The sequence below is a fragment of the Frankia sp. EI5c genome, from assembly GCF_001636565.1.
Classification (GTDB): domain Bacteria; phylum Actinomycetota; class Actinomycetes; order Frankiales; family Frankiaceae; genus Parafrankia.
Genome location: NZ_LRTK01000029.1, coordinates 69,556 through 95,486, shown reverse-complemented (window position 1 = coordinate 95,486; position 25,931 = coordinate 69,556). Strand labels below are relative to the sequence as shown.

At 72.6% G+C, this 25,931-nt stretch carries 14 protein-coding genes and 7 pseudogenes; 4 read left to right on the top strand and 17 right to left on the bottom strand.

Going from position 1 to position 25,931, the window contains the following annotated elements; translation table 11 throughout:
* Positions 1 to 212 precede the first annotated feature (212 nt).
* From pglW to UG55_RS15495, 9 genes and pseudogenes are all read right to left on the bottom strand, one after another.
* A pseudogene (gene pglW / locus UG55_RS15525) lies at positions 213 to 3,276 on the bottom strand (BREX system serine/threonine kinase PglW); the annotation flags it as partial.
* Between the two features lies 1 nt (position 3,277).
* Positions 3,278 to 4,835 (bottom strand): NERD domain-containing protein (locus UG55_RS37650; protein ID WP_242424512.1); only part of this gene is annotated, 1,558 nt, incomplete at its 3' end.
* A 22-nt stretch (positions 4,836 to 4,857) separates the two neighbouring features.
* A complete protein-coding gene (locus UG55_RS47355) occupies positions 4,858 to 5,364 on the bottom strand; it encodes a CBS domain-containing protein (protein WP_396230924.1) in 507 nt (168 codons plus the stop codon).
* A 4-nt stretch (positions 5,365 to 5,368) separates the two neighbouring features.
* Positions 5,369 to 5,826: CBS domain-containing protein (locus UG55_RS47350; protein ID WP_396230923.1), on the bottom strand; the 458-nt coding region annotated here is incomplete at its 3' end.
* A gap of 536 nt (positions 5,827 to 6,362) precedes the next feature.
* Positions 6,363 to 7,854: DUF262 domain-containing protein (locus UG55_RS15515; RefSeq protein ID WP_255360489.1), on the bottom strand; the 1,492-nt coding region annotated here is incomplete at its 3' end.
* A gap of 150 nt (positions 7,855 to 8,004) precedes the next feature.
* Positions 8,005 to 8,620 (bottom strand): annotated as a pseudogene (locus UG55_RS15510) (class I SAM-dependent methyltransferase).
* Between the two features lie 30 nt (positions 8,621 to 8,650).
* Entirely contained in the window at positions 8,651 to 9,358 is a 708-nt protein-coding gene (locus UG55_RS15505; RefSeq protein WP_242424509.1) for a TetR/AcrR family transcriptional regulator, read from the bottom strand.
* Positions 9,351 to 10,190 carry a fatty acid desaturase gene (locus UG55_RS27385; RefSeq protein WP_083986838.1) on the bottom strand — a complete coding sequence of 280 codons (840 nt, stop codon included), beginning with the start codon at positions 10,188 to 10,190 and terminating at the stop codon, positions 9,351 to 9,353. The genes UG55_RS15505 and UG55_RS27385 overlap by 8 nt, the downstream gene beginning before the upstream one ends.
* Positions 10,187 to 11,731, bottom strand: coding sequence for an NAD(P)/FAD-dependent oxidoreductase (locus UG55_RS15495; RefSeq protein ID WP_066068993.1), 1,545 nt, complete (start codon positions 11,729 to 11,731; stop codon positions 10,187 to 10,189). The genes UG55_RS27385 and UG55_RS15495 overlap by 4 nt, the downstream gene beginning before the upstream one ends.
* A gap of 155 nt (positions 11,732 to 11,886) precedes the next feature.
* Here UG55_RS15495 and UG55_RS15490 point away from each other — a divergent pair, with 155 nt between their 5' ends.
* Positions 11,887 to 12,756, top strand: a complete 870-nt coding sequence (locus tag UG55_RS15490) for a methyltransferase domain-containing protein (RefSeq protein ID WP_083986837.1) — start codon at positions 11,887 to 11,889, stop codon at positions 12,754 to 12,756.
* 2,031 nt (positions 12,757 to 14,787) lie between these two features.
* Here UG55_RS15490 and UG55_RS37645 read toward each other — a convergent pair.
* A pseudogene (locus UG55_RS37645) lies at positions 14,788 to 15,201 on the bottom strand (FAD/NAD(P)-binding protein); the annotation flags it as partial.
* A gap of 1 nt (position 15,202) precedes the next feature.
* On the bottom strand, positions 15,203 to 15,486 hold a 284-nt coding region (locus UG55_RS37640), incomplete at its 3' end, for an FAD/NAD(P)-binding protein (RefSeq protein ID WP_242424553.1).
* A 671-nt stretch (positions 15,487 to 16,157) separates the two neighbouring features.
* Here UG55_RS37640 and UG55_RS45455 point away from each other — a divergent pair.
* Together UG55_RS45455 and UG55_RS45450 are read left to right on the top strand one after the other, a co-directional pair.
* Positions 16,158 to 17,160 (top strand): annotated as a pseudogene (locus UG55_RS45455) (oxygenase MpaB family protein); the annotation flags it as partial.
* 1 nt (position 17,161) lies between these two features.
* Positions 17,162 to 17,384 (top strand): annotated as a pseudogene (locus UG55_RS45450) (DUF2236 domain-containing protein); the annotation flags it as partial.
* A 22-nt stretch (positions 17,385 to 17,406) separates the two neighbouring features.
* Here UG55_RS45450 and UG55_RS45990 read toward each other — a convergent pair.
* From UG55_RS45990 to UG55_RS29140, 6 genes and pseudogenes are all read right to left on the bottom strand, one after another.
* Positions 17,407 to 20,520 (bottom strand): annotated as a pseudogene (locus tag UG55_RS45990) (ATP-binding protein); the annotation flags it as partial.
* A 1-nt stretch (position 20,521) separates the two neighbouring features.
* The coding region (locus UG55_RS37620; protein ID WP_242424504.1) for an ATP-binding protein at positions 20,522 to 20,763 on the bottom strand (242 nt) is incomplete at its 3' end.
* The gene (locus tag UG55_RS15470; protein ID WP_066068980.1) at positions 20,760 to 21,551 is read right to left on the bottom strand and encodes a hypothetical protein; all 792 of its coding nucleotides are present in this window, start codon (positions 21,549 to 21,551) and stop codon (positions 20,760 to 20,762) included. The genes UG55_RS15470 and UG55_RS37620, both read right to left, overlap by 4 nt.
* Positions 21,548 to 23,261: pseudogene (locus UG55_RS15465) on the bottom strand (DUF559 domain-containing protein); the annotation flags it as partial. The pseudogene UG55_RS15465 and the gene UG55_RS15470, both read right to left, overlap by 4 nt.
* A 1-nt stretch (position 23,262) precedes the next feature.
* Positions 23,263 to 23,524 (bottom strand): toll/interleukin-1 receptor domain-containing protein (locus UG55_RS37615; protein WP_242424548.1); only part of this gene is annotated, 262 nt, incomplete at its 3' end.
* Positions 23,525 to 23,778: 254 nt separating this feature from the next.
* Positions 23,779 to 24,033 (bottom strand): hypothetical protein, encoded by a 255-nt coding sequence (locus tag UG55_RS29140; protein WP_157901518.1) that lies wholly within the window; start codon positions 24,031 to 24,033, stop codon positions 23,779 to 23,781.
* Between the two features lie 1,046 nt (positions 24,034 to 25,079).
* Between UG55_RS29140 and UG55_RS15450 the strand changes: the two genes are divergently transcribed.
* Complete coding sequence (locus UG55_RS15450; RefSeq protein ID WP_066068970.1) at positions 25,080 to 25,904, top strand: LuxR C-terminal-related transcriptional regulator; 825 nt, start codon at positions 25,080 to 25,082, stop codon at positions 25,902 to 25,904.
* Positions 25,905 to 25,931 lie beyond the last annotated feature (27 nt).

Below are 25,931 nucleotides of genomic sequence, written 5' to 3'. Positions count from 1 at the left end.
GCATGCACCACGAAGTAGTTCTCGCGCGCCACCAGACCCTGTACTTTGGGTAGTCGCGCCGACGCCGCGATCATGTAATGTTTCCCCGGCACACAGGGTCCAGCGATGTTGAACCAGCGCGCCACCACTCACCGGCCTCCTACGCTGCAAAGACCATGAACCGATCACCCGTAACTCTACGGGGGCTGACGGTGGATGATCGTTAGGTGGCGCTACGACGCGGCGAGGTCGGGTTCGTCGCCCGCGGCGCGGTGCAGGTTGGCCACCCACGAGTCCGGCAGCGGCACCCAGTCGCTCGCGGTCACCAGCTGCACGAGCGCTCCGTCGAGCCGTGGCGGCAGGCTCGGCTCGGTGGTCGGGCAGAGCAGCCACAGCGGCCGGCCGCCGGCCCGCGTCCGCGCGCGCTCGGCGAGGGTGAACAGCACGTCGAGCCCCCGGCCGTCGTAGCGGCCGAAGACGCCGGCGTCGTGCAGCAGCAGCGGCGCGGGCTGCCCGCCCGGCCCCACCCGGCTGGCGGGGGCGTCGACCAGTTCGGTGAGGAGCGGTGCGGCCCGCTCCCAGGCGCGCCGCACGTATTCGGCGAGGTTCGCGGCGGCGCGGCTGCCCGGTTCGGCGGTGTCGGCGCGCAGGATCGTCGCCCACGTCGGCTTGGGCTTCGGGTCGACCTCGGCGTGCAGGGCGTCGAGGAACACGGCGGCGACGTCGACCGGTTCGGCGGCGAACCGGTGCGGCTTCGCCAGCTCGGCGCGCGCCGTCAGGTAGTGGCTGCGCCGGACGGTGAGCGCGCGGAAACCGCCGTTCTCGGCGGCCGCGGCCAGCCGCTGCTCGGCGGTCGCGGCGGCGGCCCGTGCCGGGCTGTCGTCCGCCAGCGCCGAGCCCGATCGGCCGGTCCAGGCGCCCAGGCCGGTGGGTTGGCGGACGACGGGTGTCGGCCGGGAGCCGAGACCCGTCGAGGAGAGCAGGCCGTGCGGTGGCCGGTAGCCGCCGCGGGCATGGTCCCATTCGAGGGCGAACCCGGCGTCGCGCAGCGGGCCGTCGAGCTGCGGGTGCGGTGGCAGCTCGGTGGCCAGCCCCGGGAACCGGGCCAGCACCCGTTCGTGGATCGTCTCGACGAACAGGGGGTCACGTTCGGCGCGCTCGTCGGGTCCGCTGGGCTGCGCGGGGATGCCGCCAGCGCGGGCCGGGAGGAGGACACCGGCCTGGGAGAGTCGCAGCGCCCGGACGAGGTCGAGGGCCCGCGGGTAGATCTCCAGGCGGGCGTTGGTCGCGGCGGTGCGGGACGCGGCCGCGGCCAGCCGGACGAGGCGCGTCGCGTCGAGCGCCGGCATCCCGTCCGGGGTGTCCGCGGCGAGCTCGCGCAGCACGGTCGCCGGGCTGGGGAGCTGCTCGGCCCTCGCCAGCCGGTCGGCGACCTTGCCGAGCGCCACCGCGTAGTCGAGCAGCGCCGGCGCGGACGGGGTGGTAGGCCCGTCGGCCTCGGTCACCTCCAGGGCGACCAGAACCCGGTCGCTGTCCTTGTACTTCCGCCGGGCGATCCGCGGCTCGGAGTCCAGGTCGACGGTCTCCAGCGCGGCCCGCACGACCGCCGCCGCCCGCGCCCGCGGCGCGCTCGTCCCCGGAGAGCTGCCCCGGCGGGCGAGCACCGCGGTGACCAGCTCGTCGAAGCCCATCACCCGACCGGCGTCGGCGAGGACCTCGACCAGTTCGTCGTGCACCGACCGGACGGCGGCGTCGGCGTGCCAGGCCTTGCGCCGCGCGATCAGCACCTGGGCGATCCGGCCCGGGGTCACCCCGACTCGCTCGGCGACCAGTTGCTGCCCCGGCCAGAGTGGCAGGTCCGGCGGCGTGCCGGTGGCGTCGGGCAGGCCGAGCAGCAGGCGGGTGGCGTCGGCCTCGGTGGTGGCCCGGGCGGAGCGGGGCAGCAGCCGGTCGGCCACCGCCTCGACCGGCATGCGGGCGTAGTCCGCCGCCGTCGCGGGCTGGGCCGCCGTCGGCGCCTCCGCCGGCGGGCGCTGCGGGGCCGGGGCGAGCGTGCGGCGCCACTGCCGGATCCGGGCCTGCAGCTCCTGACGGGTCCGGCTGGCCAGGCCGGGCAGGCTGATGATGTCCTTCGAGCCGAGGTCTAGCAGGTCGCCGACGGTCGTCGCGTCGAGCCGGTGCGCCGCCGACACCGCGCGCGGTGACAGGCCGGCCTGGTCGAGCGGCGTGGCGTCGGTCGCCTGGGCCGCGGCCTCGTCCGGGGTCAGTGGCTGCTCGCCGGCCGCCGGGTGGACGCTCGGCACCGGCGGCGTCGAGTCGGCGGCGCGGAAGACGGCGAGCCAGGCGTCGCGCATGTCCTTCAGCGAGCTGAACCGCCTGGCCGCGTCCCGGTCGAGCGCGCGCAGGAAGAAGGAGGTGAGGCCGCCGCGGATCGCCGGGTCGAACGCCTCGGTCGCCACCGTCGGCGGGCCCTCGGTGAACCGTGGCTCGGTGGAGCCGTCGCCCCATAGCGGCAGCTCGCCGGAGGCCATCTCGTGCAGCGTGACCGCCAGCGCGTACCGCTCGGCCTGGTCGTCGTAGGTGGTGCGGGTGCCGGCACCGAGGAACGGGTCCAGGTAGCGGGGCGTGCCGGCGGCCGTGTCGCGCACGGAGTGGTTGGCCAGCGAGAAGTCGATGAGCACCAGCTGCCAGGTCCGGTTGGGCCGGCGGCGCAGCACGATGTTGTCGGGCTTGAGGTCGCGGTGCGCGACGCCCTCGCCGTCGAGGTAGTCGACCGCGACGAACAGGTCGCCCGCGAAGATCTCCAGCTCGTCGACGGAGAGCCGGCCCTCGCGCAGCTTGCGGGCCATGGTCTGCTCGCCCGCATGGTCGAGGACGAGGACGGTGCGCCCGCCGATGACGAGGGTGTCCTGCCGGGCCAGCCGGATCACCCGCGAGTCGCGCAGCCGGCCAAGCACGTCCGCCTCGTGCGTGAGCCGCCCCGCCCGCTCGTCGGAGAGCGCGACCTTCAGGACCTCGTCGCGGTTCGTCTTCTCGTTGTGCGCGAGGAACGCGCGGCTCGTCGAGCCGGTACCCAGCCGGCTGGTGATCCGCCATTCCCCGCCGACGAGGTCACCGCGCTCGGCCTCCAGCGGGTCCGGTTCCGGCACCGGCTCGGTGGACAGGTCGAACGGCGAGGTGATCGCGCCCTCCGTAGCCCCGACGGCCGGCGCCGCGGACTCCCCGACGACGAGCTCCAGCCAGTCGAGGAAATCGCCGACGGTGGCGAAGCGATCCTCCGGCTTCGCGCGGGTGGCCNGCGCGACCAGGTCGTCCGCCGTCTCGGACAGCGAGTCGACGACCGCGGAGGGGCGCAGCCCGCCGGTCTCGGCGAGCAGCGCCTTCACCGCGTTGCGGGTCGGCGCGGGAGCCTCGCCGGTCAGGATCAGGTACGCGAGCGCGCCCAGGCCGAAAACGTCGATGCCGACCGGGTCCGGGTAGGGGGCGTCGACCTCGGGCGCCAGGTAGCTCTCCGCGGCCCGTTCCAGCTGCGGCAGGAACCGGTGCGCGGGCTCGAGGGCGAGCGCGACCGAGGTCTTCGTCAACGAGCCGGTCAGCTGCCCCGTCGACGCGTCGATGTCGCGGGCCGCCGCCTGCCAGTCGCTGATGACCAGCCGGGGGGAGAGCCAGCGCCGCTCGCTCTCCGCCTGGTCGCGGCCGCGGCGGGCGGACGGTACGACGAGGACGCTGCGGGCCGCGAGGGCCCGGTGGTAGAGGTGGCGGCCGTGCGCGTAGTCGAGCGTCTCGGCGAGCTCGCGGATCATCCGCAGCCGGGTGCCGGCGTCGAGCCGGTCGCCGTAGCGGGCGAGGTAGTGGTCGAGGCGCATCTCGTCGGGGTGGTGCCGAAAGATCAGCGCCGGGCCGGCCTCATGCTGCTCCAGGCCGTCGACCTGGACGATGCCCTGGTGGTCGATCCCGTTGAGGACGAGGAACTCGCGTTTGGCCGCCGCCTCCCGGGCACGGCGCTCGGCCTCGCCCGCACCCGTCTCCACCAGGTAGATCCGCACCCGGCGGCGCGCGGAGGGCATCTGCGTGTGCCGGGCGTGGTAGTCCTGCCAGGTGGGGCCGGACTCGAAGGCCGGGATCTCCAGCTCCCACGCGCCGACGCGCCGGTGCCGCCGGCTGGGTGCGATCCCGGCGACCGGGAGCAGCGCCGCGAGCCGCCTGGACGTCTCCGGGGCGATCCGGTGGCGTTCGTCGCGCAGCGGGGCGTCCAGCAGGCCGGACCAGATCGACGGAAGCGCGGCCGCGGTGCCCGCCCGGACCGGGGCGCCGTCGGCGGCGGGTTCCGGGCCGAAGATCCCGTGCAGCTGGAAGTCCGGCAGCTCGACCTTCAACGTCCCGTTCGAGAGGAAGACCGCCGGCTGGAAGAACGGCATCCGCAGCCGGCCGAGGCCCTGCGCGCGGGCCGCGGTCTCCAGGAGGTGCTTGAGCTCCTTGGACTTCTGGTTCGCGAGGATCAGCGGATTGTCGAAGATCAGGTCTGGGCCGGCCGGCCGGTGCTGGACCCAGTTCGACCCCGACGCCGTCAGCCGGCCCGCCCAGCTCTTGATCTCGATCAGGTACACCCCGCCGCGGGCGACGACGAGCAGGTCGACCTCGCGCAGGTGCCCGGTGGACGCGACGAAGGTGAAGTTCGACCAGGCCCGGTACGGCTCCGCGTCCGGCAGCAGCCGCTGGACGTGTTCCAGCGCGTCCCGCTCATGGGCGAACTGCGACGCGGTGACCGTCGTCCAACGCCTGTCCTGCACCCCGTCTCCCCGCTGCTCCCGCCGCCGCGCTGGGACGGCGACCCCCGCCGCCCCAGCCCGCGACATTAGCCCACTTACCCGAGCCCAGTTACACGGCGAGCTTCTTCAACATTCCGTGAAGCTGGCTGATCTGGCGATTCTCCTCGACGGTCAACGGCGTCGTGCGGAAGTGCGCGACCGAGTTACGGATCTTGCGGACGGCGTCGAGGAGGTCGATGAAGGCGCTCTGGTCGACGAACGGCCAGTTGAGCTTCTGCCAGTTCGCCGGCACCTTCAGCAGGAACATGTAGTCGCCGAACATCATTTCCGCGACCCGTGCGGTTTTCTTCCTCGTGGCCTTCAGGACGGCCGGGTCATGGTCGAAGGCGGGCGTGAGCAGGCCGCGGATGAGCCGCTCGATCTCGCCGATCACGAAGAACGGCCGGGCGAGCTCACCGAAGCGGGTCGCGACGTCGGCCATCGTGACGATGCCGCAGATCTCCCCCTGTTGGTTGCGGACCAGGACGTAGTCGGATGCGGTAATCGTGGCCAGTGCCGCCAGCAGGCTGTCCGTGTCATGGACGACCTGTACGTCTTCGTCGGTCGCCTTCGCCAGGCTNGGCACGTGACCGTGCGCGTACAGCATCGCGACGGACTGCCAGGTCACGACGCCATGGAGATGGGACGCGCCTTCCAGCACCGGGATCTGCGAGTACTCCCACTGGAGCATGCAGGTGATCGCCTTGTGGAGGCTGTCCTTGGGCCCGACGGTGCAGAGCTCCCGATGGGCTGACGGCAGGTCGCCGACCCGCAGCGTCCCCGCCGGGAGTTCCTCGTCGGGGTACTCGCCCGCCGCCTCCTGCCCGGCTGGTTCCTCCTTTCCTCCCTCTCCTCCCTTTCCGCTCGACTCCGCCGCGCCGTCGCCCGCGGCTCGCTGCGGCGGGATCTCGTCGGGTGACGCCGTGGAGGTCGCGGTGTCGTCGGGTGAAGGTGCCGGGTCGAGCACCTCGGCGGCCGGCGCGTCCTGCGGGCTCGGGCGGGGTGCGCCTTCGTCCTGCGCTGGCCGCGAGACCGGCATGACCTTGATCAGGGTGTCGAGTGGGCCGGCCTCGAAGGTCGGCTCGGTCGCCAGCCGGGCCTGGGAGAGCTGGACGCGGATCGCGGAGATGGCCTCGGGGCTGCGGACACCGTAGCCGAACCGCCTCAGCAGCTGCCGGATCGTCAGCTCGCCGTCGACCAGTGACGTGAGGATGTCGTCCATAAGGGTTGCTCGTGGTCTCTGTGCGACGGGGGGTCAGCTGGCCGCGACGGCGGGCGAGAGCGCCTCCCGGCTCGCGGGCTTGCCCATCGCCTTCTCGATCACAGCGAGCAACCGCTGGATCCTGTCCTGGTAGAAGGCCTCGAAGTCGTTGGCTCGCAGCGTCTTCGGGTCGATTCGCTGGGAATCGACGAGATCATCGATCCAGTCGGCCGGCAGGCCTGACTCGCGGGCGAACATCTCGAGGTAGGTCGCCGGCGAGCGCCCGCCGATCGTCTTGGCCGCGCGCAGCGAGAGGGGAGACTTGTTGATCACGCTGGTCATGCGAGGGTCCTTGACGCCGGCGCGCTCGAACNAGGCCTTCGGGAAGATCTGCCGGAAGTCGACCGCCTCGGTCACCAGCGTGTCGGCGTTGATCGGCGCGTCGGTCGCATACCAGTCGTAACAGCCTTCCTGCAGCAGCAGCGCGAAGACGCCCTTGTAGGCGGCGCTCAGCTTCATCGTCATGGTGTGCAGCCGCTGCTCCTGGAACGCCGCCTCGGTGACGGTGTCCGGCTCGCGGCCGGTGCCGTTCACCCAGTCGACCACGTGCTCGACGTCCTTCGGGAACCGGCTCTCGGTGGTACCGCCGTAGAGTTCGCCGAACACGCCGCACCAGTACCAGCGGACGATCTTCTCGTGCGCCTCGGGGCGGTCGGTGACCGCGCCGAGGATGGTCCTGATCGCGGCCAGTGGCACGAGCTGGGTCCGGTACGGCAGCTCGCCGCTGCGGAAGACGCACTGGCCCTGGAGGAAATCCCCGGCCCACGCGAGCGCCTCCGTCACCGCGGGCGACCATTTCCGGTAGTCGGCCAGGGGGAGCGTCAGCAGGTCCCTGCGCTTGCACCGGATCGACGGTGCGTCCGCGGTCCGCCGCGGATGCTCGGCGAGGTAGCGGTGGCGCTTGTGGTAGCTGATGACCAGCATGAGCGCCTGCAGAAAGTCGATGTTCTTCAGATCCTCGAGGACCGGGTACTTCTCGCTCAGTCCCTTCGAGATCCCTCCCCAGTCCTCCTGAAGGTTGAACTCCGACCCGTGCGTGGACGTGTACTCCCGGTTGCCGGCATAGGTCGCCGTGAGCAGTTCGAAGACGTTCAGGACGAGCCCGCCGGTGTTGACCTTCTCGAACACCGTGCAGACGGCCTCGTTGCTCGTCTCCTTCGGGAGCTTGACCCAGGGCACGCGGAACTGGTTGATCCTCTTGAGTACCTCGCCGTTGAAACGCGCCCAGGTGTGCTTGCGGTCGTCGTCCACCGCGTAGGCCCACCCCCAGCCAGCGGTCTCCATCGAGTCCAGGCTGAGGTTGAGCGGGTACATCCCCGCCGCGCACTCCTTCTCCCGGCTGGTCAGGTCGATGACGTCGTCGGGCCCGGAGCCCCGGCGCAGCAGCCGGCTCGCCGGCACGGAGACGATGGCCTCCTCGCGCTCGTCCTCGCTGCCGATCGCCCGGACGATGTCGATGTAGTACCAGACCGACAGCTCGTTGTGCCGCTCGTCCTCGGTCTGCACGGGCTCGCTGGACATCAGCGCGTGGTAAAGCGAGGTGAGGCGTTGCTGCCCGTCGAGCAACAGCTGCGCGGGGACTGCTCCGTCGGGAGCCTTCGTGCCCTCCAGCGGGCGCGCCTTGAACTGGGCCTCACCGCCGGTCTCCAGCGACATGATGACGCCGAGCGGAAACTCCCGGGTGACCGTCGCGAGCAGGGAGCGGATCCGCTCGTCGTCCCACTTCCATTTCCGCTGGAAGTCCGGGAGCTGGATCCGGCCAGTGGACACGTCCTTGAGCAGCTCCTCGAGGAGGGTGTCGTGCACCGCCACCGTGGAATCCNCCTGTCACCAGTCGGTCGCCAACCGTTGGATTATCCACGCTCCGTGCTGGTGTTCAAACTGCCCCGACCCGACACACGACCATTTCCTCGCCGCCGGCCGGTGCCCGATTTCGGCTGACCGCCTGGTGAACGGTCAGTCGCCTCGCACCGCGACGCCCTCGTAGCCGAAGCCGATGACCTCCGGGCCGATCCGGTAGTTGTCGAGGCTTTCCAGGGCCAGCCCGGCCTTCGTGACCAGCTCGTCGATGGGCCGGTTGAGGTGGCAGCCGCCGAACACCCGGCCCCAGGCCGGGGTGAGCCGGTCCTGCCAGCGGGCGACCCCCGCTCGTGGGGACCGGCCGTGCTCGGTGAAGTGCAGTGTGCCCCCGGGCCGCAGGACTCGCCGGACCTCCCGCAGTGCCTGGTCGACGTCGGGAATGGTGCACAGCGTCCAGGTGACCAGCACATGGTCGACCGAGGCGTCGGCCAGTTCCAGCCGTTGCCCGTCCCGCCCGACGAACTCGACCGGCACGGTGGTCGCGGCGATCCGCCGCTGCGCCAGCCGCCGGCCGGCCGGCCGCCGCAGGTTCGACCGCCAGCAGCCGGGTGACCTGCGCCGGCAGATGCGGCAGGTTGCGCCCCGAGCCGAAGCCGATCTCCAGCACCTCGCCGCTCAGCCCGGCGGCCGCCCGGGCTCGGGCCGGTTCCACCAGCCGCCCGAGCACCACGTCGATGATCCGCGGTAGTACCTGGTCGTCGTAGTAGCCCACATCCGCTCCCTCCGCTGTGCGCACCNTCCACTATCCGGGGGTGCTTCGTCGCAGCCGGGGAACTCTGTCGAAGTAGCCGGCGAGTCTGGCGGCCTGGTCGAAGAACTCCAGTACTCGCGAGGAGTCGTCGTCGAGGTGGGCGACGGTCTCCGCGCCGAGGTAGAACGCGACGGCCGCCCGGGCGAGTACCGGCATGCGCACCAGGCCCGCGAACGGTTTGCCGCGCAGCACAGTGGTGAGCACTTCCGCGGCCAGTGCCTCCCACCGCCGAGTCTCCAGTGTCAGCTGGGCCGCCAGCCGCGACCCCGGCCGAGCCCCCGCATACAGCTCCTGGACCGCGGAGATGTGCCCGACCTCGGTGTCCTCCAGGTAGAGCTCGCGGAGAATCTCCACCGCGCGCCCGGCCCGGTCCACACCGGACAGCTGCTCCCGGTACCGCTGGACGCGCGCCTCACAGGTGTGCGCGAGGGCCGCGACCAGGACGTCGTCCAGATCGGTGAAGTGGTAGTAGAGGACGCCGGGGGCGAATCCGCCGACCTGGGCGATCGCCCGCGCTGTTGTGCCGGCATAACCGTGCCGCACGAGGCAGGCGAGCGTGGCGTCGAGGATCCGGCCGCGGGTGTCAGCCCGGCCGCGGGTGTCAGTCCGGCCGTGGGTGTCAGTCTGGCCGTGGGTGTCAGTCCGGCCGTGGGTGTCAGTCTGGCCGTGGGTGTCAGTCCGGCCGTGGGTGTCAGACAACGCGTATCGGCCGAACGCCGTTTGCGGCGAGGTACCCGTCGAGCCGACGGGCCAGTGCCGGGAGATGGTGGCTGGGCACCTGTGGGTACAGGTGATGTTCGAGGTGGTAGGTGAGTTCGAGGAACACGGCGGGGATGATCCTCCCGCGCAGGGTCCGAGTCTGGGTCAGGGGCGTGTCGCCGTAGTCGTGGTGCGGCAGGTACACCGTCAGCAGTGGGTACACCCAGCTCCCGGCGATCGCCAGCAGCGCGTAGACCAGCACGGCCGGGGTGTACGGCCACAGCAGGGCGCCTCCCGCGAGCGCCAGCACGGGTGCGGCGGCCTCGGCGAGCAGCCAGCCGCGGTCGCGCCCCCGCCGGTAGGACCACCACCACAGCCGCGGCAGGAACACCGGGCCGTAGCCCACGGCGCCGAGCAGCGACAGTTCGGCGGGATGTCCCTCCGGATCATCGGGGTGCGGGAAGAGCCGGTGGTGGCGGGTGTGGGTGGCGCGGTAGGCGTGCCCGCTCTCCAGCAGGACGAGCCCCATGGCGAACAGCGCCCGGTCGGTGCCCGGCCCCGACAGGCCGAGCGTGCCGTGCACCACGTCGTGGGTGACCGTGACGACCGCGACGAAGATGCCGAAGACGATTACCGGGGTCAGCCACCACCAGCCCGCCCAGGCCGCCGCCGCGAAACACAGCAGGCCGGCGATCGGGCGGGCGAGCGCGATCCACCGCCGCCGGCGGGTGGTGACCAGCAGATCGGCACCCAGGTCGGCCAGCGTGGGCGGGCCAGGCGGGCCAGGCGGGCCGGGCGGGCCGGGCGGGCCGGGCGAGTCCGGGGAGGTCATCGGTTGAACCCCCGCTCGCGCAGCATTCCCTCCGCGACGATGCGGCTGCCCAGCACGCAGGCCACCGTGCCCAGACCCGGCCAGGTCGAGTCACCGACCAACCAGAGCCCGCGGCCGCCGAGGTCGTGCGGAACGGCGTGCTGATTGGTGTTGCGCAGGTGCTGGCGGACGCCCCCGACGGCGCCGCCCGGGCGGAAGCCGAACCGTTCGTAGCTGCGCGGCGTGCCCGTCGCCGCGAACACCGCCCGCTGCCCCAGCGACGGGTAGGCGCGGCGGGCACATCCGACGAGCAGCTCGCCGATCCACTTCTTGCGCTGCTCGTATTCGAGCTCGTCGAGCCCTTCCCACTCGGCCAGCTCGGTGTGGGTGGAGATCATGACGGCGCGGTGCTCCGGCGGCGCGCTGAGGGTGTCCCCGGGTTCGGAGACGGAGACGAACATGTTGTTCCCCTCGCCCAGCGGGCGGTCGTAGGACTGCAGGAACTGGTGGTGCGTGAACTCCTGCCCCCGCACCTCGTCCTCGGGTACGCCCAGGAACACCACGCACGCGCCACCGAGCGCCGGCGCGTCGCGTTCCAGATAGGGCCGCAGCCTGGCGGCCACGGGCAGCCCCGCGCAGATCGCGGCGGTGGTGGCGGCGGGAACCGCGGCCACGATCCGGCGGGCACCGATCGCGCCTCGGCGGGTGGACACCCGGTAGGCACCCGGCTCGCCGTCGATCCGCGAGACCGCGCACCCGGTGCGCAGCCGGCCGCCCAACCCGCGGTAGTGCGTGACGAGCGCCCGCCAGAAGCCGTGCATCCCCCCGGCGTGCCGGCTCAGGCCGGCGCCCCGGATCGTCACGCCGAGCGCCGCGTTGATCAGCGGTGCGTCGTCGACGGTCGCGTGCACGGTGTCCTCGACGAGCATCGCCAGTAGCCCGACGAGCGCCAGGTCGTCGCGCAGCCCGTACCGGCGCAGCGCGTCTCCGAGCGTCCAGTTCAGATAGCGGGCGAGGGGGACGCCGGTCGGGCCGAGGGCTCGCAGGTCGTGCAGCGCGTCCGCCGGCCCGCGCACGGGGAGGCGCACCCCGGCCCGGCTCGCCCGCCAGAACGTCCGCGCCAACCGGTCGATCAGCGACCACAGCTGTCGATGGGGGCCGGTGTCGCCGAGCGTGCGCCGCCGCTCGGCGTGCCACCGCGCCGGGTCGCGGTGCAGCACGACCTCGCGGTCGGGCAGGTGCGCCACGTAACCCGGTAGCTCGCGGGTGTCCAGCGGGTTCATCCCGACGCTTCGCAGCAGCTCGAAGCCGACTCCGCCCGGCGCGAAGTCGACGAGCGTGGTGGCGCCGACGTCGAAGGAGAAGCCGCGTTTGCGGAAGTAGCCCGCGCAGCCGCCGGCGTGGCCGTGTGCTTCGAGCACCGCCGTCGACAGGCCGGCGGCCTGTAACCGAAGCGCCGTCGCCAGGCCGGCCGGACCGCCACCGATCACCGCCACGTCGAACGGCTCGGCTCCGGTCGGCTCGGTTCCTGTCGGCACGTCCTGAACATCTGTTCTGAACATTTGTTCAGGATGGGGCGCGCGGTGGGGCGAGTCAACGTGTGCGGTCCGTGCGCGCCGCCCGGGCGGCAGGGGCTTTTGTCGGGGATGTCACCAAGGGGTTCGCGGCCCGCCGTCCGGGACAGGTCCTCAGTACTGACGAAAGGGAGAACCGCCTGATGCAGCTGACCCCAACCAGTGATCACCGCCTGGCCCTCCGCGAGCCCCGGGTGGTCGCCGCGGTCGACGGACCGGACGCGGCGGACTACGCGGACGCGGCCGACTATGTGGCGCACACGGCGACGTTACGAGGGGTGGTCCGGCAGCGGCTGGTCACCCGTGCGCTGGTCAGCCACCTGCCGCCCGCGCCGGCGCGGCTGCTGGACGTCGGAGGCGGGAACGGCGTGCAGGCGTTGGAGTTCGCCCGGCGGGGCTACGACGTGACGATCTGCGAGCCCGACCCGAAGATGCTGGCCGAGGCGGAACGCAGGCTGACCGACGCCCCCGAGCAGGTGCGGCGGCGCGTCGAGCTGGTCCGGGGGGACGGGCGGGAGGCCGCCCGCCTGGTGGGGACCGGCTGGGACGCCACCTTCTGCCACGGCGTCATCATGTTCGTCCCCGAGCCGGCCCCCCTGCTGAACGTTCTCGTCGAGGTCACCCGGCCCGGCGGGATCATCTCCGTGGTCGGCAAGAACGGCCCGGCGCTCGCGCTGCGGGCAGGTCTGCAGGGCCGCTGGCGGGACACCGCGATGCTGCTCGGCGAGCCCGGCGCCGCCCGTGTGCCCCGCGCCGCGGGCACCCTGCCGTCCGGCGCCGCGGGCACCCTGCCAACCGGTGACGATCCGGCGAACGTCGCCGCGATCCTCACCGCGGCCGGCACGCGGTCGCTCGCCTGGTACGGGATCAGGACGTTCACCGATCATCTCGGCGACCTCCCGCCGGGGCCGGACGTGGACGCCGTCGTCGACGCCGAATGGGCAGCCGGCACGCGGGACCCCTACCGCGGGATCGCCCGCCTCATCCACCACGTCCATCGCCGCACCGGGTAGCACGGTCGCCGCCGGGGCCCGCGCGTCGATACCGCTGACCGATCACTCGCCTGGTGACGAGCGGGCGGTGCGCTGGTCGGTGCGCTGGCCGGTGACGAGCAGCGCGCTGCGGTGGACGTCCCGGGGGGAGCAGCGGCGGTCGAGCCTGGTCCGCAGCAGCGACCGGGCGAGATCGGGCCGGTTGGCCTGGATGGCGCAGTAGATCGTGGTGTCCTCGACGATCTCGCGCTGGGCGGCGCTGCCCCCGAGCGTCTCGACGCCGGGCAGCGCGATCAGCGCGTCGGTCGCCCGGTCGGGATCGCCGTGCAGCAGGTGCATCAGGGCGTCGGCCAGCGGCGCGATGGTGTCGGTGAAGGCCGGGCTGGACCGGGCGGCCGCGGACCGGCGTAGCTGCGCGAGGCGGCGGCAGTCGCCCGCGGCGGCGAGCGCCACTGCCGAGTGCAGCCCGACGAAGGGTGTCGGCGGGTCGACGAGCAACGCGCCGGGAACGGTCTCCAGCACCGGGCCGAGTTCCACCGACGTCCAGGCACCGGCCGCGAAGCCGCGCCACAGCAGCGACGCCGAGTCGATCAGCGCCCGGACGCCGGAGACGGCCGGCGGCGAGAGCTGGGCCGCGAACCGCGCCCGGGCCGCGCCGTCGTCACCGAGCGCGAGCTCGTGCAGGGCCGCGTGCCAGGCGAAGTGCGCCCGGTGCGACGAATCCGACCCGCAGGTCGAGATCCACCCGTCCAACCAGGCCAGCCCGGCCTCGTGGTCGCCGGTCTCGTAGTGGACGTGCGTCTTCGCGTGGACGGCGTGGCCGGCGGTCGGTTCCACGGCCAGCGCCAGGGCCGCGAGCTCGGCCGCCTCCTCCCAGTTCTCCTGCTCCTGGCGGGTGAAGGCGAGCAGCCCCCGGTACCACCAGTCGTCGCGGTAGACGGCGGCCAGTCCTTCGACCAGGGCCCACGCCTCGGCCGGCAGCTCCGTCGCGCCGCTGAAGGCGATCGTGGGCACGGCGATGCTGACGGCGAGGGCGTCCTCCGGATATGCCTGGATGTAGCTCAGCAATGCCGCGGCCGAGTCGGCCCCCGGCTCGCGGATGCGGGCGGCGACGACCTCGATGAAGCGCCGCTCGCGCTCGTCGGCCCGGGCGGCGTGGCGGTGCGCGTCCCGCAGCGCCGCCTGGACGTCGACATCGGCCCCCCACTCGGCCCCGAGCAGCGCCAGCACCGCCTGCCCGAGGGCGAACTGGGGGTCGGCGGCGACCGCCTCGGCCACCAGCGTCTCGGCTCCGGACCGCACCCGCAGGATCCGCCCGAGCCCGGCGACATAGCGGCCGGCCGCCTCCGGGGTGGCGGTGAGCGGCAGGCCGTAGGGGTCGCGCACCCGCCGCACGACCCGCGGCCCGGGCAGGGCGGCGACGACGGCGCGGGCGAGCGCGGCCGCCTGGCCACGCAGTTCGGGGATCGCCGTGCTCTCCCACAGCTCCCCCCGCCGCAGCGGCCCGATGGCCCAGATCGCCGGCCGGGGCCCGTCGGCCGCGACCAGCCGCCCGGACGTCTCGGTGGCGAAGCCCAGCTCCAGGCTGTCCGGCGTCGCCAGGCGCGAGGCGAGCAGGTTCATGACCAGGGGATCGTGGCTGGCCCGCACGCCGGCGCCCGCCCCGGTGCAGTTGACCACGGCCGCGGCGACCACCCGGGAGCCGTCGCTCAGCGAGACCTCGACACCGGCCGCGGTGTCCCNGGCGTCGACGACCCGCGCGGCGTGCGCGACCAGCGATCCCTCGGCGCGGCGCTGCTCCAGCCAGGAGTGGACGGCGGGGTCGACGCGGTGCCGGACCTGGTCCCAGCGGCGCATCGTGGTGGCGAGGAACCGTGACCGGGCCGCCGGCTCCAGGCGGGACCACAGCTCGGCCGTCACCGGCCGCATCGAGTCCACGGCCTGCCGCCAGTCGCCGCCGGCCGCGCGGATGTGCTCGAAGACGAGCCGGCGGGCCTGGGCGAGGCTCACCGGCGCCTCGGGCAGCTCCGGAGCGGCGATCGGCGGCGCCGNGTGCTGCGCGTGGGGCAGCGGGAGCAGCCCGTGCCGCGAGGTCACGTGCAGGCGCACGCCGGCCCGGCTCCAGCGCTGGGCCATGTCGGCCATGGTCAGGCCCGCGCCGACGAGCAGCACCTCGCTGCCGGTCGGGACGCGGGGCGGGGACTCCGCCCGCCACGGGTCGGCGACGAACCGCGGCGAGCGGGTCAGCGCCGGCGGGGCCCAGGACGCCGTCGGCGCGCCGTGCCCGAGCGCGAGGACGACGGCGTCGACCGGATGGCTGGTGCCGTCGTCGAGTGTCAGCCGCAGCCGGCGGCCATGCCGGCGGACGTCCGTCGCCCGGGCGCGCACCCGCTCGCAGCGCACGCCGGCCGCGGCCCGCAGCGTCTCCTCCAGGGTGTGGCGCAGGTAGTCGGCGTAGAACTGGCGNGGCGCGAAACCACCGGGCGGAAAATCGACCGCGACGTGCCGGCGAAGCCAGCGCAGAAAGTGCAGTGGATCGTCGTCGAATGCGCTCATCTTCGCGGCCGGAACATTGAGCCGGTGCCGTGGATCCCGGGTCAGATATGCCAGGCCCTCACCGACCTCGTCCGGCTCGACGAGCATTATTGTGAACCGCCGGCCGGTAACCGCCACGGACCTCGCCAGCTGGGCGGTGGCGAGGCAGCCGCTGGCCCCACCACCCACCACCGCGACGACCACCGGCGCACTCATCGGGACCGTCGACAGTATGCGTGCGGACACCTTGGCATCGAAAGATCTCCCTTCGCGTCCCATTCCGTTCAACACCAGGTTAGGCGCAGCGGCGGCCGACCGTTGCCCAGATCGACAGACCGTTCCGGTGGCGGTGAGGCAGGTCTCGAAGGCGNGGTCGCTCCGGCCGCGGAGATCTCCGGGCCGTTCCTCCCCGCCCCGCACCCGGGTGGTGGCGACCGACCGGGCACCCGGTGCCCGAGCGGTACCGCGGTACCGCGGTACCGGGGCGGCTCAGGCATCCGGGCGTGCCGAGCCGCCGGGTCCGCCGGTGGTGGGGTGGACGTCGTCCGCGGCGCCGGGCTCGGCCCCCGGCGTGGTGCGCCTTCTCGAAACGGCGGGTCGGGTGAGTGGGCGTCCGCCGGTCACCCGGTATAAGGCAGTGTTTTTCGGACTCATAGTGATTGTCCCGTTTTGCCGGAAAGTCCGTGCTGCCGTCACCGGGGGGCCGGTATGCTCTGTCGCCCGTCGGATGGTCACTGAATCGGCGACGGTGAGGTCAGGGCAGAAGAGGGGCCTTGATTCTCAAATGCCCAGTGTGGTCTCATGGTACCCGCAGCCTATGATACAGAGATTCCAATCATGTTTCTCTGTTTCACCTCGGGGGCTGCCGAGCCGCTGGAGGGCGAAAGATGGTCGAGCGGAGCAGGCGCCAGTTACTGATCACGGGCGGTGCGCTGGGTATGGCCGGCGCGCTGTCCGCGGCGACCCCGGCATGGTCGTGGTCGCCTTCGGGTTCGGTGGTCGGTACGGGAGCCGGCCTGGACCCGAAGTACGTGTGGGATGCCGAGGCCGACCCGCTGGTCGCCGCGCTCAGCGAGCGCGGTGACGTGACCGCGGTCAACAAGCTGCTGAAGACGTGGACGAAGAACGGCCAGCCGTTGCCGGCCGGGCTGCCCGCGGACCTGCGCGACTTCATCGAGCGCGCGCGCCAGCTGCCGAGCTGGGCCGACAAGAACAAGCTGAAGGCCGCGACCAACTTCAACCAGAAGCGCGGTCTGTACCTCGGCGTCACCTACGGCTTCGTCAGCGGCATGCTGAGCACGGTCATCCCGCGTGAAGCCATTGCGGTGTACTACTCCAAGGGTGGTGCGGACATGAGGGACCGCATCACGAAAACCGCCAAGCTGGGCTACGACATCGGCACCGCGAACGCCTTCGAGCCCGACGGCGAAATGATTGTGACCTGTGTCAAGACCCGGCTGGCCCATGCCGGGGTGCGGCACCTGCTGCCCAAGTCGCCGTACTGGAACAAGGTCGCCGACGAGGAGATCCCGATCTCCCAGGCCGACATGATGGTGACCTGGCACAGCCTGCCGACCACCGTCATGCAGAACTTGCTGCAGTGGAAGGTGCCGATCGACGCCACCGAGTCGGCGGGGTTCCTGCACTCCTGGCAGCTCACCGCCCACATGCTCGGCATCCTCGACGAGTACATCCCGGCCACCTGGGCGGAGGCCAACTCCCAGGCCGCCCAGGTCCTCACGCCCATCCTCGGCCCGACCCCCGAGGGCATCAAACTCGCCGACACCCTCGTCAACCTCGCCTCGTTCATCGACGGCAGCCTGCTGAGCAAGCCCATCCTCTGCGCCCTCACCCGCTACTTCCTCGGTGACCAGATCGCCGACTGGCTCANGCTGCCGCGCTCCCTCTTCTGGGACACCGCCTTCGAGGTCGCCTGGCTGCCGTTCGTCGCCGTCCGCGAAGGGCTGCTGAAGCTGGAGCGGGCCCCGGGAATCCTCCAGCAGGTCTACTGGGCCTTCGACGAGATTCTCCGTCTCGGCGTGCTGGTCCTCCTCTCCGGCGCCGACTTCCCCATCAGCATCCAGATTCCCGACGCCAACAACCCCAACTACTGACCGTCAGACGCACCCGCCGGAGTCAGCCCGTTGCCTCCGGTGCTCTGGTCACCGGCGCCCCCCACGTCGGTGACCAGAGGTGCGGCCGGCGGGCGCGGTCGATGACCTCCTCGGCGGTCAGGGGCGAGGAGGGGTGGTGGCTCAGGCACATCGGCGTGCGGATCCTGCCGAACGGCAGGCTCTCGCTGGTGGCGTAGAACTCGCCGACACCGAGCCGGCCGATGTCCGGGGCGTCGCCGCCGCAGGCGCGGGCCATCATCCGCGCCGCTTCGATCTGGGCCGGGGCGTTCAGCCGACCGAACATCTGCGTGGTGGCGTTACCGGGGATCCCGTTGTGCAGGTTCTTCGGCGCCTGGGTGGCGAAGACCAGCCCGAGACCGTACTTGCGGGCCTGCGAGGCGAGTGCCAGGGTGCTCGCGGTGCAGGCGGTGGACGGACCGGACGGGGCGAAGGTCTGCGCCTCGTCCATGACGAACAGCCCGCCCAGGGGCCGATCACCGGCCGGGTTGCGCTTCACCCAGGAGAACAGGGCGAGCTGCAGCTGGTTGACGAAGCTCTGGCGCTGCTCGTCGTGCGGCAGCCCCACGAGACTGATCACCGACACGCGGGCGCGCCGTCCCGGGGCCGGGGAAAGCAGCAGGCCGGGATCCACCGGCTCGCCCTTTCCGCCGAACAGCGGATCGTTGACCATCGCCGCTCGCAACGCCTGCGCCAGTTCCCCGGCGCGCTTCCCCGCCGGGTCGAGGTCGTCGGCCACCCCGTCCGGCAGGTCGGCCAGCAGTTCGATGAACGCGGTCAGCCCGGTCCGGCTGCCGCGAGCGAACCGGCGCAGCGCCGCCGTCAGGACCGCCCGCCCGAGATTGGCCCGGACGGTGTTCCCGGTGACGTTCGCGCGGACCGCCAGCGTCGCGACGGCGGCGTCGATCGCGGCCTCGAACTCGTCCGGGTCGTCGCGCAGCCCGGCGAAGTCCGGCAGTGGCTGGAAGGTCAGCGCCCGCCCGCCGTCCCGGCGCGGCGTCCAGATCACCACCTCGGTGCCGGCGAGGTAGTCGGCGGCGAGCTGGTCGTCGCCGGTCCGCCAGCCGGTCGGCGGGCTCGGCCAGGCGTCGCCGAGGCGGGCCAGGTCGTTGTTCGGATCGAGCACGATCGAGGACACACCGCGCAGCGCGGACTCCTCGACCAGCCGCCGGATCAGCACCGTCTTGCCCGAGCCCGATCCGGCGAAGATCGTGACATGCCGGCGCAGCACGGCCAGGTCGATCCGGGCCGGCGTGCCACCCCGCACCGCCGTACCGAGCGCGAACACGGCGGGCGCCGCGCCGCCGCCACCCGCGGCATCAGGCGAGGCCGGTGACGAACGATCGGTCTCCGGCGAAGGGGGTGACAACCGAGCGGTCGGGCCGGGGATGTGGGGTGCCCGCGCTACCGCCGCACCCGGGCCGATGCCGACCGCGTCACCCAGTGCCGCCCGCAGGAGCCAGGTACCGCTGGCCGGCCGCCGGTCGACCAGCCACTCGTGCAGCCCGGCCGGCCGCTGGTCGAGCAGGGTCCGCAACGCCTCGAAGGTACCCAGGTCCTCCGTGTGCAGCGACACGGTACGGCCGCCGGCGGCATCGAACGCGGCCAGCGCCTGCTGCACCTTCTTCCCGGTGCTCCACGGAGTGTTCCGCACCAGGAACAGCCGTCGCCGCGGACTGCCGGCGACCATGGCGGCGGCGGTGCAGGCCGCGATGACCCGGGGCAGAACCGCGTTGCCATGGCTGGCGGTGACCGCCCGGAAGCACCAGTGCAGCTGCTCGCCGGTGTCGGCGTCGACGGTGCGGGTCAGCCGTGCATGCAGCGCCGGGCGGGCGCTCGGAACCGCTTCGAGACCGTAGTCGCACGCCTCGCCGTTCTCGATGATCCACGCGGTCAGCCCGGCGGTCAGCAGCACGGGTACGAGGCTGTCCTCGTTGGCGGCGGTGACGGCAGGCCGCGGGCCCGCTCGCAGCTCGGCGAACCGGGTGTCGAGCGCGCTGAGTGCCTCGGGACTGGCCGTCCCCGCCTCGTCGGGCGCTCGGCCGGCGCCGGTGCTGGTTCCGTCGGTGGCCCTGATGTCGGCGGTGACCGTGATGTCGTCGACGCCACGGGTGTTACCGGCGCCACGGGTGTTACCGGCGCCACCGGTGTTACCGGCGTCGTCGGTCTCCTCGTCGTCCGCGGCGGCGAAGTCGGGCAGCTCGCGCACGACGCCCGCGGACAGGCACTCCTGGATGTGCCGGTCGATGCGCTGCAACAGTTCCCGAGGGGTGTACTGCGGGGCGCGCTCGAAGGCCGCCCGGGCCACGGGCCAGGTCGGATGGGGCGGGGTGAAGCCGATGCGGTCGAAGTCCTCCCGGAACCGCCGTTCGATGATCCTGGCCGTGATCTCGGGGTCGTCCAGCCGGTCCAGGGGCATGATCGCCGCGAACCGGTCGCGCATGGAGGTGACCGCCCGCTCGCGGAACTGGATCCAGCTGACCGGCAGGCAGGCGAGCAGGCACAGCGTCCGCTCCGTGCGTTCGTGCAGGACGAGCAGGCCGTCCGCCAGCATGTTCAGCCGCACGGCGCCCGACCCGCCGGAGCCGCCCGGGTCGCCGTCCGACGAATCGTCGCGGGCCGTGAGCTCGGCGACGATCCCGTCGACCTGATCGACGGCGATGACACTCGGCCCGGTCAGCGCGAGCAGCCGGGACAGATCGCGGGCGATGTCCATCGGCGGGCGGGTCCGCGCCTGCATGCCGCGGCGCGCCCGCTCGCCGGGCTCCTGCTCGTCCATGGACCGCAGGTAGGTCTCGCCGACCGCCTGGGCATCGTAGTCCTCCGAGTTGTAGAGGACCAGGGCACGCAGTGTGTGCTGGCACTCGCGGGCCAGCGCCCCGTCGTGGTCGAAGAACGCGACGACGAGGTCCTTGAGGTGGGTCGGCTCGAGCGGCTGGTCGCCGATGACCGTCGCCGTCAGCTCCGCCGGCACGAGGAGTCGCCTGCACAGCGCCAGCAGGAAGCGCCGGATCTGGGTCATGCCGTCGACTGTCCGGAACAGGTCGGTGAGCATCGCCGAGACGACGCTCTCGGCGAACGCGTCCCCGCCGACCGGGCCGATCAGGAAGAAGTAGCCNCCCCGCCGCTCGACCTGCTGACGCACCCAGCCGAGCAGGTGGGTCTTCCCCGTGCCGGCCTGGCCCTGCACGACGAGGCCCGGGGGGCGGCCGTCGCCGAGCCGGTCCAGGGCCGCGAGAATGCGCCGCCGCGGCTCGACGTGCACGCCGTCCACGTGCACCGGGGAGTCGCGCCACACGTCCTCGAGGCCGTGTACCCAGTCCAGCTTGATGGCGCCGAGCGCCTCCAGCTCGGCGCTCATACCGGCCCGATCAGCAGCAGATGGTTGTCGTGCTCACCGATGCGGACCGCCGCGGCGCGGTCGGCGGCCGTCAGCGACTTCTGGTCCTCGTCGGGCACCACCCGCACGTCGGGACGCCGGGCCAGCTGGCGCAGCGCTCGGTCGACCTGTCTCCGGTCGACACTTCCGAGCAGCGGCCGGACGTCGGCCAGCCGCACCCAGTCGGGAGCGGCGGTCGTCAGGCTGGCATACGCCGCCCGAATGGCCGTCTCCAGGTCGCCAGGGCTCCCGTTCCCAGCGGCCTGCACCGGGGCCGTCGTCTCCGCCTCGGCCGTCTCCGCCGCCTCCGTCGGGGCCGTCGTCTCCGCCTCGGGTGCGGTTGCGTCCGGCTTGTCAGGTGTTCCCGTGTACGCGCCGAGCACGTCGCCGATCGTCCGCCGCTCACGCTCAAGGAACCGGGCCACGCCCTCGGCGAACGCGAAGAACACCCCGGCCGGCACGCTGAGCCTGGTGAACTCGCCGGTCGGGGTCAGCTCCCGCAACGCCCTGTTCCAGCCGGCGTCCGTCAGCTCGTGGAACAGCACGTTGCCATGGCCGGAGATCTTGCCGCTGCCGACCAGGCCGAGTTCGTTGAGGCGCCGCCGGTCCTCGCCGACCAGGTCGAAACCGAATCGGTCGCGCAGCTCGCCGTTGGAGATGGGCTGGTTCTGGGCGAGCAGCGCCAGCAGGAGCGCTGCCTGCCGGGCGGTGAGGGCGGTCGCGTCGCGGGTGGCCGAGCCGCCACGAGACGCCGAGCTGGCGCGGGTCATGGGTTGGTTGCCTCTTCCGATGGTGTCCGGCGCGCCGTCACGCAGCGCTCGATCTGGTTGATGACGAGGTCCACGTCGCCGAGAACCGCGTCGTTGGTGAACCGCAGGACGGTGAACCCCTCGAGGCCGAGTTCGTTGTCCCGCCAGCGGTCGCGTTCGTAGTGCGCCATCGCGCGGTGCTCCGGGCCGTCCACCTCGACGACGACCCGCTCCGCGAACCACGCCAGATCGACGTAGATCAGCGCCGAGAGCGCTCCGGAGCGGTGCGGCTGGTTCCAGGCCCTGCCGCGCGCCCAGGCCTGGCGGCTCAGCGCCTGTTCCAGTCGCTGTTCCGCCCGACTCGCCGGATGGGGCCGCCCCCGCATCGCCGGCGCCGTCGCGGCCGGCGCCGCAGCTGGTGCCGGAGTCGAGGTCGGAGTCGGTGGTGCGGGAGCTGGTGTCGGTGCAGTCGGTGCAGTCGGTGCCGGCGAGCCTGGCGGGATGGCACGGGTGGAGCGGGAGCTCGCGTGGCTGACCGGGCAGGGCGAAGCCTGGATCCGGTCAGCGTGTGGGGCACTGGGCTGCCCGGTCAGCCAGACACCGGCCCGGCCCTGGTACGCGAACCACTCCAGTGCGTCCAGGAGGGCTCCCTGCCCGGCGGGACGCAGGTCCCCCGCGGTCGGGTCGACGACCAGTGCCAGTCGCGCTCGGTCGAATCCCGCGGCGATCGCCTGGGTGACCCCCACCGCCCGGATGTCGAGCGGGAAGCGGCTGGTCCGTGGCCGCGCCCCGCCGTGCAGCGCGCGCTCGGCGAGGTCGGCCAGGTAGCGCGACGAGATTCCCCACGTGTCGGCCACCCCCGCGGCGAGTTTCCGCACCGCCGCCGGGGCCGATCCGCCGGCCGACTCGATCACCTCGCTCTCGGGTAGCCAGGCTGGAAGCATCGCCATCGCCACCGCCTCCAGCTCGTCGAGCAGGGCATGCTGGTGGGCGGGCATGGAGGCGGGCATGGAGGCGGGCATGGAGGCGGGCATGGAGGCGGGCATGGAGGCGGGCATGGAGGCGGGCATGGAGGCGGGCATGGAGGCGGGCACGGGCCGCGGGCGGTAGGCGACGGTGGCCGGCGCGTCATCCGGCAGCGGGTCGAGTGCGCGTCGCACAGCGGCATCCGTCGTTCCCCTGAGCCAGATCAACCGCGCGGTCGGCAACGCGCCCCAGGACTCACCGGGCACGGTGACCACGGCGGCCGGCCGCGGGCACGGCGGCGGCGCTGCCACGCGGCCGTCGGCGGGGGAGCTCTCAGCACGCGCCTCACCAGCAGGCGCCGCCGGTGCCGGTGTCGGCGGCGTGGTCAGCCGGGCCCGGACGAGGCGAGCGCCGCCGCGAGCCTGGGCACCCGGCCGCCGCGCCTCACAGGTCTCGGAGGCTCCCCGGCGGGTGAGTGGGCCGCCGGGACGGGCTGGCCGTCCCGCGGGGGAGGGCCTCGGAACACTGGTGGGGAAGGCAGGTGCGGGCCGCCCCGGGGCCGCGGCCGGCGCCCGCCGGGGGAACTCCGGTTCGGCCGTCGGTTTGGCGCGGCCGTCCATGGCGTGGCGGACGAGCTGAAGCAAGGTGTCGCGGGCGGACTCGGCGGAGAGATCGAACAGGTCGATCGGCGCCAGGCGAGCCAGCAGACCCGGCGCCGCGCACTCCTCGACGCGAACGGGCAGCAGGCGCCGGTCGGATCCGGACNGGTTCGCGGCGATGGCCGCCTGCCATTCGGGCACGTCGTCAAGAGAATGCAGGTAGGCCGCCGAAAGCACGAGCATCGTGCGTTTCGAACCCACGATGCCCGCCTGGATATGTGAACTCCAGTTCGATCCCGGAACGAAATCCCAGGCCTTGATCAGGACCCGATAGCCCGCGGACTCCAGATGCCAGGCAAGCCACTCGGCCCAGCCACGGTCCGACGCGGCGTAGGAAAGGAAGAAATCCCACCGGCCCGCTGCCAACACAAGGTACACCCCCGTCCGGGCCTGCCCCCGTTTGCCGGCCCGCGTCGCGATTATTGCATCGGCCACCGGGCGGGTAGCTCCGGTGGTTCTCCCGTGGGTGAACGGTGTGCGCTATGCGGTGCGGCCGGAACGTCGGCGCCTCGACGGGTAAACGAGGCCGGCGCATTCTCGTCTGGAAAGTGCCAGGTCAGCGGCCGCGCGGCCGTCCGGGCCAGAGCGGTGCCGCCCGCCCCGACGGTGTTCGGCCGGTGTGCTCAGCCGGTGAGGACGTAGCCCTGCACACCTTCGACGATCTGGCCTTCGCGGGAACCGTCCGGCGAGACGAAGTGCTCACCGCTGCCCGTCTGGCAGCGGACGATCGCCCTCGTGGCCGGTGTCGCCGGCTGCGAGCCGTGCACCCAGAGCACCTCGTCCGCGCTGGGCCGGCGCGCCGGATCCTTGTCGAGCGCGCGCGCCAGCGGCGGGACGAGGCGCCCCGGCACACCCGTGAGGTCGGGGGAGTCCCGCAACCTCGCGCCGGAACCGCTCGCGGAACTCGGGTTCGGCGACCTGGTCGGGCCGGATCACCTTGACCGCCGCCGGGCGGCCGCGCGGGTCGAGCCCCAGGTCGACGGTCCCCATCCGACGATCGGGTCGGAGAACGACATTCCTGGTGCGGACGGAAAGTGCCGCCGCGGTAAGCCCGTGTCTCGTACGTGGGTGACCTGAGGAACGACACCGCAACCTGGTTCTCGAACATCAGCCGTTGACACAGTGGGTGGGGTGGGACTGTTCGTGATCTGACGGTCGCGGTCGGCATTTCGGGGGGCGGCGTGGGTGTGGCGATTCGGCAACTGAAGAGCTCTGGGTGTCTCCTCGCGAGAGGTATTGACACTCCCGCCCGCGGACGAGGCGCAACCCCGGGTGGAGCGGAGACACAACGAGGTCTTCAGTCGCTGTCGGAGAACACCGCGAACGGGCGGCGCGGGGGCGGGCGAGGGCTGTTTCGGGGCCTGTGCGCCCGCTGAAAGCCCTGGTGGCGGCGTTGTGGCGGGTTCGGTCGGGGGCGGCGGCCCGGTGGCCGTGCGTCGGCCGGCTGGCCGCGGGCCGAGGTTCCCGCGGGCGGGGTGGTGGACGTTGGAAGGGTGGGGCGGTGCTGCCCCGGTACCGGTCCGGGGCGGTCGCTCTCCGGGCCTCGCGGCCCGGCTCGGCACCGGGGGCGTCCCGTCCGGTCAGACAGGTCTGTCACCACTGCCACCTCGCCTCGGGCTGATCCTCCTCGGGTTCCGGGCAGACGGGAGTGAGTGGCGATGGAACGAGACGTCTCGTTCCATCGCCTGCGAAAACGGCCACGCCGGGTATGTCGGAGTGTGGCCTGCCTGAATGCGCCGACCCCAGGGTAACCAGCTCCACCGGCCGCCGGGAAATGTGTGCTTCCGCGCAATCTGCGTTACCGCTCCCGATGGCGGTTACCGAACTGTCTCGTGCCGGACAGCCGGTTCCGTGGGCTAACAGCGCATGGAATCCTCGCGCGAGGATGTTCTTGCCTGACGGCACGCGGGGAGGAGGTGCGGATATGTCGGCAGACGCGATCAAAAAGGACCTGCGGGATGTCCTGGAACTGGTGCATGTCCTGCACGGAGATGATGAGGCGGGCGGCGAGATGCCCGCGGTGGTGCTGGCCCGGCTGGCGGCTATGGTCGGCTGCGACTCGGCATCCTACTGCCGGGTTGACCATGTCGACCGGCGGCTGCTGGCGACCGTCGTCGAGCCGGACAGCACCGACCTCACGGAGTCGGCCGCCTTCGCCGCTGTGCTCGGGCAGCATCCCGCGTTCGTCGCCCACCGCGAACGGCGGCTGTCCGCCGGCGGCTCGGTGGCCCTGACGGATCTGCTGGAGCTCCGCGCCCTGCGCAACCTGCCGATCTACGCCGACTTCTACCGGCCGCGCAATACACATGACCAGCTGCTGAACCTGGTAGCGGTAGGTCGCCACCAGGGTACGGCGCTGGTGTTCAACCGGTCGCGGCGCGGCTTCCCCGAGCGGTCCCGGGAACTGCTCGATCTCCTCTCTCCGGTGGTCTGCCAGGCAGTCGCGCACCGGGCGCGGCTCACCCGGCTGACCCGCGCGCTGCGGGACGCCCAGCGGCACGCCGCGGCGTCGGAGGAGGCCGCGGGCCGGCTCCCGGGGCTGACCCCGCGGGAACGTGAGGTTGCGGCTCGCCTCGCCGACGGGATCGGTGACCGCGAGATCGCCGTAGCCCTGGGAATCAGCCCGCGTACCGTGCACAAACACCTCGAACAGATTTATCGCAAGCTCGGCCTGCAGAGCCGGGGTGCCGTCGTCGCCATGATGCGAGACCCACGGCCGGCCCCGGAACCAGGAACCGCTTCCCGGTAGGGCAGCCGATGAAACCGTTCACCGGGC

What these genes read in the sequence shown, in the direction of transcription:
- UG55_RS27385 (WP_083986838.1), bottom strand. Translation starts at nt 10,190, where the DNA reads ATGACCTCCCCGGACTCGCCCGGCCCGCCCGGCCCGCCCGGCCCGCCT.
- UG55_RS15495 (WP_066068993.1), bottom strand. Translation starts at nt 11,731, where the DNA reads ATGTTCAGAACAGATGTTCAGGACGTGCCGACAGGAACCGAGCCGACC.
- UG55_RS15490 (WP_083986837.1), top strand. Translation starts at nt 11,887, where the DNA reads ATGCAGCTGACCCCAACCAGTGATCACCGCCTGGCCCTCCGCGAGCCC.
- UG55_RS15470 (WP_066068980.1), bottom strand. Translation starts at nt 21,551, where the DNA reads ATGACCCGCGCCAGCTCGGCGTCTCGTGGCGGCTCGGCCACCCGCGAC.
- UG55_RS15450 (WP_066068970.1), top strand. Translation starts at nt 25,080, where the DNA reads ATGTCGGCAGACGCGATCAAAAAGGACCTGCGGGATGTCCTGGAACTG.